Source organism: Vreelandella nigrificans (assembly GCF_002374315.1).
GTDB classification, from domain to species: Bacteria; Pseudomonadota; Gammaproteobacteria; order Pseudomonadales; family Halomonadaceae; genus Vreelandella; species Vreelandella nigrificans.
Genome location: NZ_NWUX01000015.1, coordinates 70,618 through 85,407 on the forward strand (window position 1 = coordinate 70,618; position 14,790 = coordinate 85,407).

Consider the following 14,790-nt stretch of genomic DNA (forward strand, 5'->3'; position numbering starts at 1 on the left):
AGCCCTCTTAACTGCCGCGATAAGTTGAGTACCCATAGGGCGAAAGCAGTAACGGCACATGATAGTGCTGGCTGGCGTCAGCGACGCCAAAGCGTAGCGGTATCACGTCCAAAAAACGCGGCTCATCAGCATCGATACCCTGAGCACGCAAGTAATCACCGGCATGGAACACTATCTCGTACTCACCCGCCGTAAATGCATCACCTTCAAGAATAGGCGCATCGCAGCGGCCATCGTGGTTGGTCACCACGCTACCCAAGTGCTCGCTGGTGTCGCCTGAAATACGAAATACCTCAATCACAATCCCCTGGCCAGGCTGCCCTTGTGCGGTATCCAGTACGTGGGTGGTTAAGCGTCCCATAGCCACTCCTATTAAAATTAGTTGTTACGACCATCTACCTAGATTGACCTATCGGTCAAAGAGTAACGTTGCTACTATCTCCATGACTACTATTTCCATGGCTACTATTTATTCTATACAGTCATTTCATCATAGAACGCTTGGAGAGTTTTCGTGCCTACCTCGCCATTACCTACTCTTGCGCCTGCGCCAAGCACATGCAGTCTTGAACGCTTTATCCACCATTACGGCGATATTTTTGAACACTCACCATGGGTGGCAAACGCCGCGTGGAACGAAGGGTTGAGTGAGGTACATAACACTCCTGATGCCCTTGCCGACCTAATGGGGCGGATGCTGCAACAGGCGACGCCTGAGCAACAAATTGCAGTGATTCAAGCGCACCCTGACCTGGCCGGTAAAGCGGCGCTGGCAGGCGAGCTTACCCAGGACTCTAGCCGGGAGCAGGCAGGTGCCGGTTTAGATCAGTGTACACCTGAAGAATTTTCTCGCTTTGAACAGCTCAACGCTGCTTATAAAGAGAAGTTCGGCTTCCCGTTTGTTATCGCCGTTAAGGGACTGGATCGACATGCTATTTTGGCGGCGTTTGAAGCGCGCTTGCATAACGACTTAATGCAGGAACGAGATGCCGCAATTGAACAAATTATCCGGATTGCCCGCTTCCGGCTAAGCGTGCGGGCCGAGCAGCCATAACACTTGAAACAGCTACTTTTCAGCAAACACCCTACATACAGCCCTTGAAGCAATACAATGAAAAATGCCACGCCTGATAAGGGCGCGGCATTCTAACTTTAATACGTGATTTACTGCTTAGCGGTTTCCAGCGCTTTCTTGGTGCTTTCTTCGGCCATCTTCTGGCTATCTTTCATAAAGCTTTGGCTGATTGAGGTTACTTTCTCTGAATCACCTTTCATGCGCTCCAACAGGTCAGACATGGTTTTCTGCTGGCTTTCCATCGCTTTTTTGAAGCCATCTGCATCTTTAACGTCCAGCCAGGTGCGAGCCTGGGCGATGGTCATATCCGAGTAAGCACGCGCAGCATCCAACTGAGCACTGAATAGCAGCTCGTAGTAGTCAAGCGCTGACAGCGTATAGGAACGCATTGGCGTTATGAATGTGGATTCAATCTGTTGGTTAGTTTTTTCGACAGTCTTATTCATTAGGTAGTCTCCCTGAGAGTGCTAGCTGGTAGTGCTAGCAATTCAATTTGCCTAAGAGGCGGTTGTAGTGAGGTCTTGGCCTTTGCTACCTTCAAAGCTAGCAGTGCTTTTTGTGCAGCGCAACATGATTTTTAGCATAAGACTACGAAACCACTCCCTGTAGACACACCGTAACTTAAAAGACATAAAATATTATTATAATAAACAAAAACTTAATGCCAATTTTAAAAATTTACACGGACTACTCCTCTCACTAATTAATCAATAATTTCTGATTAAATAGCCTACCTCGACCAACATTGATGAATATTGTAAAGCAGGTGGCTTAACAGCCCCCTGCATTCTAAAAGCGCCACTTACCCCATAACGAGATAAGTAAGCCTCTGTTTTATAAAAATATTCATTTATTCCTAATATCCTGATCTTTTCAGTACCTAATTTCAGTACCTCTCCCTCTCTATCTAATTATTTTTAGCACGCAACTATTAAGCCAACCGAGCATTTACCTCAAGAACCATTTAGACAACCAACTATCCCCTCACCCAGTTATCCATATACTATTTAGCTATCCAACTACTATTCCAACCATCCCAGCGCTATAGGTCGCGGATAGTAATCGCTTTACCTGCCATCCCATCGTGTAAACCAAGCATGCGTTTGAACCATACATCCACGGGGCCCCCTGACTCAATCAAGACTTCTAATGAGACAACATAAGCCCACATCAGACTGCCAAACAGCAGGTAGTCCACACCGCCTGGGGCATCGCCATCTAGAAACGCACTGTCGCGCAACAGGTCTCGTACGGGTGCCAGCGCCTGCTTAAGCTCCTGTTTACCCTGCTCAGGCTGGTGGAACTCTTCTAACGTGCAGCCGAACCGTGCTTCGCGGGTTTCACGAAAATAATCGCGATCACCTGGATGTATTGCCGCCAGCAAGTCCATGGCAATAATGCGAAATAGCGCCGGATTTACGCTGCGTTCAACAATGTATTTGAACAGTAGGGCTCGCTGATAGCTGGCGCCTTTACCAAGCACAGGGGCATCTGGGTATGTCTTATCCAGATATCGCATGATCTCGAAACTGTCGGTGACGGTCTGTTCACCATCGCAGAGCACTGGCACTTTATCGTAGTTGGCAAAGGCCAGCGCGTCTTTTTCAAGAAACCGCCAAGCAACGGTCTCAAAGGGCAAGCCCTTATGCGCCAGCGCCATCCGAACCCGCCAGCAATAGGGAGAAAACCGTAAACGCTCATCGCGCCCGCACAGGTCATAGAGGGTAATTGCCACAGTACAGACCTCCTGATTGTAATTAGTACTTATTGTCATCAGTAATGGTGAATGGACATCTTCATCGATAACAATGGGCGCAAGTCACCAACGACGCAAGTCATGCGATTACTAATCTGTACCCCACCCCAAGCAGGTAACTGCACTGTCAATTAGTCTAATAGCCCACCAATACGACTTCTGTATCAAGAAGCATCAAAAACAAATAAAAACATAATGTTAACCTTAAAAAACCAGTCGAATATGCCTTTGCTTCAGCTCCATTACTGGTAAGACCAATTTTCCAATGTAGTCATTACTTCGCCCTAAACGTATCTTTCACACTGATCAAACCAGCGCGACTGGCCGGCTACTCCGGAGCACACCAAATTAATAACAAGGGGCCATTCCTCCCATGAACGAAACGACACTTGCACTCCTGGCATTTCTGCCGCTATTGCTCGCAGGTATTTTGCTCATAGGTTTCAAAATACCTGCAAAAATAGCGATGCCGATTGTCTTTTTCACCGCTGCGATTATTGGCTTAACCGCTTGGGATATGTCCTTTAGCCGTGTAGCTGCATCAACCGTACAGGGTTTGATCCAGACAGCAGGCCTGCTGTGGATTATTTTTGGCGCTATTTTGCTACTTAATACGCTAAAACACTCTGGCGGCATTACTGCCATTCGTAACGGTTTTTCGGGCATCAGCCCCGACCGTCGTGTGCAAGCACTGATTGTTGCCTGGCTGTTTGGCTGTTTTATTGAAGGCGCTTCAGGCTTCGGCACACCAGCGGCGGTAGCAGCTCCATTGATGGTGGCACTTGGCTTCCCGGCTCTGGCAGCCGTGGTTGTGGGTATGATGATTCAGTCTACCCCCGTTTCCTTTGGCGCCGTGGGCACACCGGTTGTGGTAGGCGTAGGAAGTGGGCTTGATCGGGCTGGTATTACCGCTCAGTTAGAGGCAACAGGCTCCAGCTGGGAGGTGTTTTTCCAGATGATAACGAATGGCGTGGCAATTACTCACGGTATCGTGGGCATTCTAATGCCGCTGATTCTTGTGCTGGTCATGGTGCGCTTTTTCGGCGCCAACCGCTCCTGGAAAGAAGGCCTCTCTATTGCCCCCTTCGCCATCTTTACCGGTGTCGCATTTGTCGTACCCTACACCTTGGTCGGTGTCTTCTTGGGCCCAGAATTCCCTTCAATGATTGGCGCTATGGTTGGCTTGGCCATCGTAGTACCTGCGGCGCGTAAAGGCTTCCTGCTACCGAAAGATACGTGGGACTTTCCTGAGGCCTCCTCTTGGCCGGATGAATGGATTGGCAACCTGCAGATTAAGCTAGACGACGTGGCTGGTAAGGCCCCCATGTCTACTTTGAAAGGCTGGATTCCGTATGTGCTGCTGGCAATCTTCCTCGTCGCTTCACGCACTGTTGAGCCACTGCGTAACGCGCTAACCTCGGTAAGCCTGAACTGGGCCAACATCTTTGGCGAAGCTGGCGTCAGCGGCGGCATACAGCCCTTGTACCTGCCAGGCGGCATCATTCTGGCCGTTGTAATAGTGACCTACTTCATACACAGCATGAACCCTCGCCAGATGAGTGCCGCGGTATCAGAATCCACTAAAACCATCTTCGGTGCGGGCTTCGTGCTTGTGTTCACCGTGCCGATGGTACGTATTCTGATCAACTCAGGCGTTAACGGTGCTGACCTGGTTTCCATGCCAGTAATGATGGCTCAGGCGGTTGCTAATAACGTGGGCGGAGTCTATCCCTTCTTTGCGCCAGCGGTAGGGGCGTTGGGAGCCTTTATTGCAGGTTCGAACACGGTCTCTAACCTGATGCTGGCAGAGTTCCAATTTAATATTGCTCAAACCCTGGGTCTCTCTACAGCGATGATGGTGGCACTTCAAGCGGTAGGCGCGGCAGCAGGTAATATGATTGCTATCCATAACGTCGTAGCAGCATCGGCCACTGTTGGCCTGTTAGGCCGTGAAGGAACAACGATTCGTAAAACCATTATCCCGACAATCTACTACCTGATATTCACCGGCATCATTGCGCTAGTAGCATTCTACGTAATAGGAGTCACCGACCCACTGATGTAGATGGACCTTGATATAAACAGAAGTTGAGATAGACACTCCTACACCCCAGGCCTAGCCTGGGGTGTAGCGTTTGAAAGTCATATTTTGACGCTACTAGCCGATACGTTTCAGCGCTTTAGCATGCTGCTGGCCGCGTATAACATAGCTTTGAGCATTCAGCTTTAGTCCTTCTACTGCCTCTGCTGATAGCTCGCGCACTACTTTGGCTGGCGAGCCGACAATCAGTGAATTGGCAGGAAACACCGCCCCCTCTTTGATAAACGCCCCGGCCCCCACCAGGCTATTTTCACCAATGACCGCACCATTCAGCACTACCGCCTGAATGCCTATTAAACAGCCATCACCTACCGTGCAGCCGTGTAGCATCGCCTGATGCCCCACCGTAACGCCTTTACCGATTTTAAGTGGATAGCCTGGGTCAGCATGCAGGACTGCCCCATCCTGAATATTACTCTCTTCACCTATTTCCAAGTGATCGCTATCGCCACGTAGTACGGCCTGGTACCACACGCTTGAGCGCGCTTTGAGCGTCACGTGCCCAATAACATCAGCAGTCTCCGCGATATAAACATCATCGTGAATATCAGGCTGCTGCTCGCCAAATTGATAAATAGCCACGCCATGCTCCTTTTATTGGTTACCCCCACTGCCCTCAAAAGCGGTGAAGGGTCTGTTGCTACTCTATTATCACCACTCTCTTACCACTGCTCTATTACCACTGTTCTATTACCACTGTTCTAAGCGCATTGCAGAGCGCTCTAAGCGGTCATGCTCTGCCTCTACCTCGCGCAGTAGCTCACTGATGCTGGTTAGATGCTCTAAAGCGATACGCCTTGCCTGCTCAGCATCGCCACTGATCACCATATCGTGTAGGCGAGCATGCTGCTGATTGATCATCTCCCTTGGGCCTGGGCGATGGTAAAGGTGCTTCACTGAAGCAAACACTGAACTTAACAGTAAATCGGTCAAGCTTTGTAACGTATGCACCAATACAGGGTTGTGGGAGGCTTGAGAAATTGCCAAATGAAAAGCGTGGTCAAGTCGGGCCAGTTGTTCAACATCGATCGCTTCAGGTCGAGCCGCATACTCGGCTAATTCTCGGTAACGGCGAGTAATTAACACACGGTCCATAGCGGTGCCACGCCTAGCCGCCAAGTAGGCGGACTCACCTTCCAGTAATGCACGCACCTCTAACAGATCAAATAGCGTACGTGGGTGGTCTTTAAACAGGTGCATTAAGGGGCTTTGCTGATGCATAGGCAGTAGCGATGCCACTGTTGAGCCATGCCCTTGGCGTGTATTAATAATGGCTTTGCTACGCAGAATTCTTAACCCTTCACGTAGCGATGCGCGAGACACGCCTAAACGCTCACACAAACGTCTTTCCGAGGGCAATAGCTGCCCAGGCCGAAAAACACCATCTAAAATTAGCTCCTCAAGTTTGGCCGCCACATGCTCAGGGGTACGCCGCCCCATAGATACATCATCACTGGCAAATGCCATTATTCACTCCTTTCTCTGGCGTGCTGCCAACACAACATGGTCAGCCCACATAGCAGCGTTTTTCCAAAAGGAGGACGCTATGGTGATGAAAGGCTCGACACTAGCTTGGCTATCGACTAATTACTGGTCAGACCATTGCACCACAACCTAGACACTCGCACAAAAAAAGCTCAGATTGGTCGCCAGGTTAAACAGCCATGCTACGACCTACATGGCCACTATTTTTCATGATAAAAAAGTTAGGGATGTCGTTATGAATATCCTTTTTGACGAACGCCTTGATGGCGAACTCGTCCACCGTGATAAAGCTGAAGTAATGAGTGATCTGCAAAGCGCCATTCCTTCGTTAACGCTACTTCATCGCGAGGAGGATTTACGCCCCTTCGAATGCGATGGACTAGCGGCCTACCGAGTATTACCCATGCTGGTAGCGCTCCCAGAAACCCTGGAGCAAGTGAGAGAGCTTCTAAAGCGCTGCCATGCGCTGAGCGTACCAGTAGTAACACGTGGGGCAGGTACCGGCCTTTCAGGTGGCGCCCTGCCGCTTGAGCAGGGCGTGCTGCTAGTCATGTCGCGCTTTAACCAAATTCTAAAAGTAGACCCTGATGCACGCTTAGCCCGTGTACAACCCGGGGTGCGCAATTTGGCTATTTCGGAAGCGGCCGCCCCTTATGGGCTGTATTACGCCCCAGACCCTTCATCGCAAATTGCTTGCTCCATCGGGGGCAACGTCGCCGAAAATGCTGGCGGCGTGCACTGTTTAAAATATGGCCTGACAGTCCACAACGTAATGCGGGTCGATGTGTTAACCATTGAAGGCGAACACATGACGCTGGGCTCTGAAGCCCTTGATGCGCCAGGCTTTGATCTGCTTGCGCTGATGAATGGCTCGGAAGGCATGTTAGGCGTAGTGACCGAGATCACCGTGAAGCTGCTGCCCAAGCCAGAAACCGCAAAAGTATTGATGGCCAGCTTCGACGATATCGAAAAAGCTGGCCGAGCCGTTGGCGATATTATCGCGGCAGGCATCATTCCCGGAGGCCTGGAAATGATGGACAAGCTGGCCATCAAAGCCGCTGAGGACTTCATCAAAGCAGGCTACCCCGTTGAGGCAGAAGCAATTCTGCTTTGCGAGCTGGATGGCGTTGAGGCGGATGTGGACGATGATTGCGATACCGTACGCCGAGTACTAGAGCAAGCCGGCGCTACCGATATTCAGCAAGCTCGGGACGAAGCCGAGCGCGCCAAATTCTGGGCGGGCCGCAAAAATGCCTTTCCCGCTGTCGGTCGTATGTCACCAGACTACTACTGCATGGATGGCACTATTCCCCGCCGGGAGCTGCCGCGGGTACTTAAGGGTATTGCCGCGCTTTCCGAACAGAGCGGCCTACTGGTCGCCAACGTTTTCCATGCCGGTGACGGCAACATGCACCCTCTGATTCTGTTTGATGCCAACAAAGAAGGCCAACTGGCGCTTGCTGAAGATGTTGGCGGCAAGATCCTGGAGCTTTGTGTGGCCGCAGGTGGTTCGATCACCGGCGAACATGGCGTTGGCCGGGAAAAAATCAATCAAATGTGCAGCCAGTTTCAAGCGGATGAAATTAGCGTTTTCCATGCATTGAAAGCCGCCTTTGACCCGCAGCGCTTACTTAACCCAGGGAAAAACATTCCCACCCTGGCACGCTGCGCTGAGTTTGGCGCTATGCATGTTCATAACAACGAACTACCGCACCCGGAACTACCGCGCTTCTAAAGCGGCACCTAGTTATCACCATCACTAGGAACAATAATTATCAGGAATGACCATGACCGAACTAGCGATTAACGCGACTGACCAGGACATCGCTGCTGACCTTTGCGAACAGGTGCGCAGCGCCTACGCAGAGCGAACGCCGCTACGCATTGTAGCTGGCGATACACGCGCCTTTTATGGCCGCCCAGTGGAAGGTAAAGCACTAAACATAGCGGCTCATAGCGGGATAGTGTCATACGACCCAGTAGAGCTTGTTGTGACTGCACGCGCGGGCACACGCTTAAGCGCGCTCAATGCAGCACTTGCTGAGCATCATCAGATGCTCGCCTTTGAGCCACCTATTTTTAGCGATGCCAGCACTATTGGCGGAGCAGTTGCCACTGGCCTCTCTGGCCCACGCCGCCCCTGGGCAGGGGCGGCACGAGATTTTGTGCTGGGCACCCGGATAATCACCCAAGAAGGCAAGCTACTGCGTTTTGGCGGTGAAGTAATGAAAAACGTGGCGGGTTACGATCTATCGCGTTTAATGGTCGGCGCCCAGGGTACCCTCGGCGTACTGGCGGACATCTCATTTAAGGTATTACCTACCCCTACCGCCAGTCACAGCCTGCGCCTCGCGATGGGATTAGAAGATGCCCTTAGCGAACTCTCGAAACTAGGCCGCCAGCCTCTCCCGATTACCGCAGCAGCCTGGCATGCCGGTGAGCTATTTATCCGTTTAGAGGGTGGCGCCAGCTCCGTCAACGCTACTAAAGAGCGGCTTGGCGGCGAGGCGCTCCCTGCCGATTTCTGGCAGCAGCTACGCGATCATCAGCACGGCTTTTTTACCCTCGGCGAGGGGCAAGCACTGTGGCGCTTATCGCTCCCACCTCACACACCACCCTTAGCACTTGATATCGCCGAAGACGATATTTTCTACGACTGGGGCGGTAGCCAGCGCTGGGTAAAAACCCATCTGGACGCAGATAGCCTACGCCTTGCTTGCCAAGCTGCCGGCGGTCACGCTACTTGCTATACCCCTCACACCAAGGGTGGTGCGGAGTCGCCGTTTACTCCTCTCAACTCAGTGGTCGAAAAATATCATCGCAATCTGAAGACTGAGCTAGATGCCCATGGCATTTTCAACCCCGGTCGTCTTTATGCGGCATTTTAATCAGGAGAGCTGACATGCAGACGCACTTTACCGATGCCGACCTTCAGAAACCGCATATTCAGGAAGCTGAGCGCATTCTGCGCACCTGTGTACACTGCGGCTTTTGCAACGCCACTTGCCCCACCTACCAACTACTGGGGGATGAGCGCGACGGCCCCCGTGGTCGTATCTATCTGATGAAAGAGTTACTGGAAAGTCGCGATGACGACGACCAGGTCACCGCAGAGACACGTCTTCATTTAGATCGTTGCCTCACATGCCGCAACTGTGAAACCACTTGCCCCTCGGGCGTGGAGTATCACAAGCTTTTAGATATAGGCCGCGCAGAAATAGAGCGTCGTGTACCACGCTCAACCGCAGAGCGTGCCCAACGCTACGCGCTACGCAAAATTCTGGTGGACCCAAAGCGCTTCAAAGCGCTGCTAAAGCTAGGGCAAACGTTTAAACCCCTGGTGCCTGGCAAATTACGCAGCAAAATGCCGCCTCCCCCCGTTGATGCGGGCCAGCGCCCAGATAGCCAGCGTCATGCACGCAAAGTGCTGATCTTAGAAGGCTGCGTTCAACCGGGACTCTCACCCAACACCAACGCAGCCACTGCTCGACTACTCGACCGCCTAGGCATTAGCGTTACCCCTATCAGCGAAGCTGGCTGCTGTGGAGCAATTGACTTCCACCTCAATGCTCAAGATGATGGCCGCGCCCGTATGCGCGCTAACATCGATGCCTGGTGGCCACATATCGAACAAGGTGCAGAAGCCATTGTACAGACCGCTAGCGGCTGCGGCGCATTTGTTAAAGAGTATGGAGATATGCTCAAGGGCGACTCAGCCTATGCTGCTAAAGCTCAAAAAGTTAGCGCCCTGGCCAAAGACCTGGTTGAAGTACTGCGTGATGAATCACTGGAGAAGCTGCAGCTTAAAGAGCAACAGCGGCTGGCGTTTCACTGCCCGTGCACACTGCAGCATGCGCAAAAGCTTAACGGCGCGGTTGAAGAGGTACTCAACAAGCTAGGCTTTGCGCTCACACCAGTCAAAGATAGCCATCTTTGCTGCGGCTCTGCGGGCACTTACTCAATCACCCAACCAGAACTTTCCATGCAGTTACGCGACAACAAACTGAATGCTTTAGAAGCGGGCAACCCAGAAGTCATCGTAACTGCTAATATTGGTTGCCAAACACACCTTTCCAGCGCTGGCCGCACCCCAGTTCGTCACTGGGTGGAAGTGGTTGATGCGGCTCTGGTATAAACGCTAGCTCACTTTGCCGTGACAGCCACTTTCAGTCATGCTGGCTGCACGGCACCTTTCCCTTAATAAAAAAGGAGTTTTTCATGCAGACTAAAGCGATTCTTGGCCAAGCCGACGTAGTTACAGTACTAGATGCCGCCCAACAGGAGGCAGATAGCAACGGCTGGCCAGTAACCATTGCAGTCACCGATGACGGCGGCCATCTGCTGGCGCTACGCCGCTTAGATGGCGCTGCACCATTTAGTGCTGATGTCGCCACGCAAAAAGCGCGCAGCGCTGCACTAGGCCGTAAAGAGACACAAATTTTCGAAGAGATGATTAACGGCGGCCGTACTGCATTTATTTCCGCCCCGCTACAGGGCTTACTATCAGGGGGCGTGCCGATCACTGTAGACGGCCACGTGGTGGGCGCCGTAGGCATTTCAGGCGTTAAGCCTGAGCAGGATGTGCAGATTGCCAAAGCGGGCGTTAACGCTATCGCCTGATGGCAGCGCGTGCAGCCTCTACGCTGCACGCTATACATATATGCTACTCGGAATGAGTTACACGCAATAAAAAAGCCCAGATCAGTGATCCGGGCTTTTTTTGAATTCGTTCGGCAAGTGCCGATGTATGCTTAAATGGCGGACCGGACGAGACTCGAACTCGCGACCTCCGGCGTGACAGGCCGGCATTCTAACCGACTGAACTACCGGTCCGAATTGCGATAACTTTTTACTGCACAAACCTTACTGCATAAATTGATGATGGCGGACCGGACGAGACTCGAACTCGCGACCTCCGGCGTGACAGGCCGGCATTCTAACCAACTGAACTACCGGTCCACTACTACATCAATTAGTGCTTACCAACTTTAGTGCTTACCAACTTTAGTGCTTACCAACTTTAGTACTTACCAACTTTAGTACTTGCAGTCACTAGTACTGCTTTACGCTTCCAGGCACCAATTAAATGGTGGGTGGTACTGGGTTCGAACCAGTGACCCCCAGCTTGTAAGGCTGGTGCTCTCCCAACTGAGCTAACCACCCGCTGGTCACGTGGCGCTGCATTCTACAGAAGTCTGGCTGCTTGTCAACATGTTACGTTTAAATCTTTCATTCAAACTTACATGTTATTTACTTGCCGCTACTACTCGTCACAACTAGCTTGTGACAACTACTTGTTGTTACGGCTCGTTGTTACGGCACTGCTTGCCACGACTCTTTATGATGAGCGCGGACGAAGGATGCCGCACTAGTGGCTGCTTCGTCAATTAAAACCGCATGTTTTAAGCCGGAGGCGCGTCGGGGCTTAAGGTCGTGATCACCATCCTGGAGCCACTTAAGCTGTACATTACTGGGTAGTGAGTAACCAGCAACATCATCAACACTACCGAATGGGTCTCGTTCGCCCTGGAGAATCAACATTGGGGCGGTAATGCCCGGGAAGTGTGCCAGCCGCAGTTTATTGGGCTGCTTAGGAGGGTGAAAAGGGTAGCCCGCGACAATGACGCCTGGGCATTCAATTCTACCGACCAGCGCCTCCCCCTCGGGGCTATTAGCGACTATATCGGTGCTTGTTAGCTGAACCTCAGGGCTTGCCAATTCAGAGCTTGCCAATTCAGAACTTGCCAACATAGTAGCGATACGTCCTCCCATAGACTTTCCTCCCACCCATAACGGTGTAGGGCCAAGAGGGAGCAGCAGCTCATACCATGCGCAAGCCTGTACCAACGTATGTTTAATCGGCGGGGGCGGGCGGCGCCTTCCCAGTTCATTCATTTGCTGCATGTAAGGCAAGTCAATGGTGAGTACCTGCACTCCCTGGCTTGCCACCCTCGCGACAAAATGCCGCATGAACATTGAAGCCTGCCCAGCTCCCGCACCATGAATAAACAGCAGTCGGCCATATTCTGGAACACCTGATATGGCTAAAGGCCCATAGCCGTCGACTATAAACCGCTGTATCGAGCGGCTATCCATCGCATTAGGCAACTCGCTTGCCGTCACATTGACAAACCCAAGCTCGGCATAGAATGACACCAATTTCTCCTAGTAATTCCGTGTTAAACCAATTGGCTTGTTCAGCTTAAGGCGTTGCTGCGCTAGAATCGCGCCTGGATCTTGACCTGCATCATCAAGCGGGTGGCCGCATCCGTGCAAAATGCCACGGGTTACCCCCTAACCGCGTTCGATGGGAACATGAAATGAGCACAGCACTGGAACACCCGACCTACAACTACAAGGTAGTTCGGCAGTTCGCGATTATGACCGTTGTGTGGGGCATTGTAGGTATGACTGTTGGTGTCATCCTTGCCGCGCAGCTGGTTTGGCCGCAACTGAACCTTGGCTTACCTTGGACAAGCTTCGGGCGTCTTCGTCCGTTACACACAAACGCCGTAATCTTCGCCTTTGGTGGTTCGGCGCTGTTTGCGACATCCTACTATGTCGTTCAGCGTACCTGTCAGACGCGCCTCTTTTCTGACAAGCTCGCGGCATTTACTTTTTGGGGCTGGCAGGCGGTTATTCTATCCGCCGTGGTAACGCTGCCGTTAGGCTACACCACGACCAAAGAGTACGCAGAGCTCGAATGGCCAATCAATATTTTGATTGCCGTCGTCTGGATTAGTTACGCGATTGTGTTCTTGATGACCATTAAAAAGCGCACAACATCGCATATCTATGTGGCTAACTGGTTCTTTGCTGCGTTTATTATTACCGTTGCGGTGCTGCACATTGTAAACAATGCTGCCATCCCCGTGACACTCATGTACTCCACTTCGATCTATGCCGGTGCAGTGGATGCTATGGTGCAGTGGTGGTATGGGCATAATGCGGTAGGCTTTTTCCTCACGGCAGGTTTCTTGGGCATGATGTATTACTTCGTGCCGAAGCAAGCTGAGCGTCCCATCTACTCTTACCGCCTCTCCATCGTCCACTTCTGGGCGTTAATCATGATTTACATGTGGGCAGGCCCGCACCATCTCCATTACACCGCGCTGCCTAACTGGGCCCAGTCACTGGGCATGATCATGTCGATCATTCTGCTAGCACCGTCATGGGGCGGCATGATCAACGGCATGATGACCCTGTCCGGCGCTTGGCATAAGCTGCGCACCGACCCTACCCTGCGGTTTTTGGTGGTCGCACTCTCCTTCTACGGTATGTCGACTTTCGAAGGGCCGATGATGGCTATCAAGACCGTCAATGCGCTCTCTCACTACACCGACTGGACCATTGGTCACGTGCACTCCGGCGCACTGGGCTGGGTTGCCATGATTACCATTGGTTCAATGTACCACCTGATTCCACGCCTGTTTGGACGCACCGAAATGCACTCAGTTAGCCTGATTGCAGTGCACTTCTGGCTGGCGACAATCGGCACCGTACTCTATATCGCCGCAATGTGGGTGAACGGCATCATGCAAGGCTTGATGTGGCGTGCAATCAACGCCGATGGCACCCTGATGTACACCTTCATTGAATCGGTTGAAGCAAGTGGCCCAGGCTACTTTGTTCGCCTGATTGGCGGTCTTTTCTGGATCGTGGGCATGCTGATTATGGCGTTTAACGTCTACATGACTGTAAAAGGTCGCGAAGCCATCAGCCAACCAGCGCCACAAGCCGCTTAAACCGGGGAAGTTGAGACCAATGAAACACGAGATTGTCGAAAAAAACGTTGGCCTGCTCGCCGTGTTGATTCTGGTTGCGATCAGTTTCGGCGGCTTGGCCGAAGTGGTTCCGCTGTTCTTTCAAAAGGACACAACTGAACCTGTTGAGGGGCTGCGCCCCTTAAGCGCACTAGAGCTGGAAGGGCGCGATATTTACCGCCGTGAAGGCTGCGTGGGCTGCCACTCACAAATGGTCCGCCCATTCCGCGCAGAAACCGAGCGTTACGGCCACTATAACGTTGCTGGTGAGGAAGTTTATGAGCACAACTTCCTCTGGGGCTCAAAGCGTACTGGGCCGGACCTAGCCCGCGTTGGCGGCCGCTACAGTGATGACTGGCACCGTGCGCACATGTATAACCCCCGTGACGTGGTACCTGAGTCGATTATGCCCGCTTACCCCTGGCTGTTTGAACGCACCCTCGACGGTGATGCAACACCCAGAAAGATGCGTACTTTGCGTCAGCTAGGCGTGCCCTATACCGATGAAGATATTGCCAACGCCACAGCTGAAGTACGCGGCCAACAAGAAATCACTGCTCTTGTCGCTTACTTACAGCAACTAGGAACTGTGCTTGAGGGCACTCGTTAA

The 14,790-nt window shown here is 52.1% G+C and carries 14 protein-coding genes and 3 tRNA genes; 8 read left to right on the plus strand and 9 right to left on the minus strand.

Annotated elements, in window-relative coordinates; translation table 11 throughout:
* Positions 1 to 7 precede the first annotated feature (7 nt).
* Positions 8 to 361 carry a hydroxyisourate hydrolase gene (gene uraH / locus CPA45_RS15460; RefSeq protein WP_096652993.1) on the minus strand — a complete coding sequence of 118 codons (354 nt, stop codon included), beginning with the start codon at positions 359 to 361 and terminating at the stop codon, positions 8 to 10.
* 153 nt (positions 362 to 514) lie between these two features.
* On the opposite strand from uraH, the gene uraD reads away from it, so the two are divergent.
* Positions 515 to 1,054, plus strand: a complete 540-nt coding sequence (gene uraD, locus CPA45_RS15465) for a 2-oxo-4-hydroxy-4-carboxy-5-ureidoimidazoline decarboxylase (protein ID WP_096652996.1) — start codon at positions 515 to 517, stop codon at positions 1,052 to 1,054.
* Positions 1,055 to 1,164: 110 nt separating this feature from the next.
* Here uraD and CPA45_RS15470 read toward each other — a convergent pair whose 3' ends face one another.
* Positions 1,165 to 1,521: a phasin family protein gene (locus CPA45_RS15470; RefSeq protein WP_096652998.1), complete on the minus strand. Its 357-nt coding sequence runs from the start codon at positions 1,519 to 1,521 to the stop codon at positions 1,165 to 1,167.
* Between the two features lie 596 nt (positions 1,522 to 2,117).
* Positions 2,118 to 2,810: a glutathione S-transferase family protein gene (locus CPA45_RS15475; protein WP_096653000.1), complete on the minus strand. Its 693-nt coding sequence runs from the start codon at positions 2,808 to 2,810 to the stop codon at positions 2,118 to 2,120.
* A 394-nt stretch (positions 2,811 to 3,204) separates the two neighbouring features.
* Here CPA45_RS15475 and CPA45_RS15480 point away from each other — a divergent pair, with 394 nt between their 5' ends.
* Positions 3,205 to 4,896: an L-lactate permease gene (locus tag CPA45_RS15480; RefSeq protein WP_096653002.1), complete on the plus strand. Its 1,692-nt coding sequence runs from the start codon at positions 3,205 to 3,207 to the stop codon at positions 4,894 to 4,896.
* 93 nt (positions 4,897 to 4,989) lie between these two features.
* Here the strand turns inward: CPA45_RS15480 and CPA45_RS15485 are convergent, their stop codons facing one another.
* The gene (locus CPA45_RS15485; protein WP_096653004.1) at positions 4,990 to 5,514 is read right to left on the minus strand and encodes a gamma carbonic anhydrase family protein; all 525 of its coding nucleotides are present in this window, start codon (positions 5,512 to 5,514) and stop codon (positions 4,990 to 4,992) included.
* Positions 5,515 to 5,622: 108 nt separating this feature from the next.
* Positions 5,623 to 6,399 carry a transcriptional regulator GlcC gene (gene glcC / locus CPA45_RS15490; RefSeq protein ID WP_096653006.1) on the minus strand — a complete coding sequence of 259 codons (777 nt, stop codon included), beginning with the start codon at positions 6,397 to 6,399 and terminating at the stop codon, positions 5,623 to 5,625.
* Between the two features lie 253 nt (positions 6,400 to 6,652).
* On the opposite strand from glcC, the gene glcD reads away from it, so the two are divergent.
* From glcD to CPA45_RS15510, 4 genes are all read left to right on the plus strand, one after another.
* Positions 6,653 to 8,152, plus strand: a complete 1,500-nt coding sequence (glcD, locus tag CPA45_RS15495; protein WP_096653008.1) for a glycolate oxidase subunit GlcD — start codon at positions 6,653 to 6,655, stop codon at positions 8,150 to 8,152.
* Between the two features lie 52 nt (positions 8,153 to 8,204).
* Entirely contained in the window at positions 8,205 to 9,305 is a 1,101-nt protein-coding gene (gene glcE, locus CPA45_RS15500; RefSeq protein WP_096653010.1) for a glycolate oxidase subunit GlcE, read from the plus strand.
* 14 nt (positions 9,306 to 9,319) lie between these two features.
* Complete coding sequence (gene glcF / locus CPA45_RS15505; protein WP_096653012.1) at positions 9,320 to 10,552, plus strand: glycolate oxidase subunit GlcF; 1,233 nt, start codon at positions 9,320 to 9,322, stop codon at positions 10,550 to 10,552.
* Positions 10,553 to 10,635: 83 nt separating this feature from the next.
* Positions 10,636 to 11,037 carry a GlcG/HbpS family heme-binding protein gene (locus tag CPA45_RS15510; protein WP_096653014.1) on the plus strand — a complete coding sequence of 134 codons (402 nt, stop codon included), beginning with the start codon at positions 10,636 to 10,638 and terminating at the stop codon, positions 11,035 to 11,037.
* A 136-nt stretch (positions 11,038 to 11,173) separates the two neighbouring features.
* Here the strand turns inward: CPA45_RS15510 and CPA45_RS15515 are convergent.
* From CPA45_RS15515 to CPA45_RS15530, 4 genes are all read right to left on the minus strand, one after another.
* Positions 11,174 to 11,250: transfer RNA gene (locus CPA45_RS15515), tRNA-Asp, on the minus strand.
* 49 nt (positions 11,251 to 11,299) lie between these two features.
* Positions 11,300 to 11,376: transfer RNA gene (locus CPA45_RS15520), tRNA-Asp, on the minus strand.
* Positions 11,377 to 11,504: 128 nt separating this feature from the next.
* Positions 11,505 to 11,580: transfer RNA gene (locus CPA45_RS15525), tRNA-Val, on the minus strand.
* A gap of 150 nt (positions 11,581 to 11,730) precedes the next feature.
* Positions 11,731 to 12,573, minus strand: coding sequence for an alpha/beta fold hydrolase (locus CPA45_RS15530; RefSeq protein ID WP_244287625.1), 843 nt, complete (start codon positions 12,571 to 12,573; stop codon positions 11,731 to 11,733).
* Between the two features lie 164 nt (positions 12,574 to 12,737).
* Here CPA45_RS15530 and ccoN point away from each other — a divergent pair, with 164 nt between their 5' ends.
* Together ccoN and ccoO are read left to right on the plus strand one after the other, a co-directional pair.
* Entirely contained in the window at positions 12,738 to 14,162 is a 1,425-nt protein-coding gene (ccoN, locus tag CPA45_RS15535) for a cytochrome-c oxidase, cbb3-type subunit I (protein WP_096653016.1), read from the plus strand.
* A gap of 19 nt (positions 14,163 to 14,181) precedes the next feature.
* A complete protein-coding gene (gene ccoO / locus CPA45_RS15540) occupies positions 14,182 to 14,790 on the plus strand; it encodes a cytochrome-c oxidase, cbb3-type subunit II (protein ID WP_096653018.1) in 609 nt (202 codons plus the stop codon).

Coding starts and splice junctions, on each gene's coding strand:
- glcC (WP_096653006.1), bottom strand. CDS start 6,399: ATGGCATTTGCCAGTGATGATGTATCTATGGGGCGGCGTACCCCTGAG.
- CPA45_RS15480 (WP_096653002.1), top strand. CDS start 3,205: ATGAACGAAACGACACTTGCACTCCTGGCATTTCTGCCGCTATTGCTC.
- glcF (WP_096653012.1), top strand. CDS start 9,320: ATGCAGACGCACTTTACCGATGCCGACCTTCAGAAACCGCATATTCAG.
- ccoO (WP_096653018.1), top strand. CDS start 14,182: ATGAAACACGAGATTGTCGAAAAAAACGTTGGCCTGCTCGCCGTGTTG.
- ccoN (WP_096653016.1), top strand. CDS start 12,738: ATGAGCACAGCACTGGAACACCCGACCTACAACTACAAGGTAGTTCGG.
- glcE (WP_096653010.1), top strand. CDS start 8,205: ATGACCGAACTAGCGATTAACGCGACTGACCAGGACATCGCTGCTGAC.
- glcD (WP_096653008.1), top strand. CDS start 6,653: ATGAATATCCTTTTTGACGAACGCCTTGATGGCGAACTCGTCCACCGT.
- uraH (WP_096652993.1), bottom strand. CDS start 361: ATGGGACGCTTAACCACCCACGTACTGGATACCGCACAAGGGCAGCCT.
- CPA45_RS15510 (WP_096653014.1), top strand. CDS start 10,636: ATGCAGACTAAAGCGATTCTTGGCCAAGCCGACGTAGTTACAGTACTA.
- CPA45_RS15470 (WP_096652998.1), bottom strand. CDS start 1,521: ATGAATAAGACTGTCGAAAAAACTAACCAACAGATTGAATCCACATTC.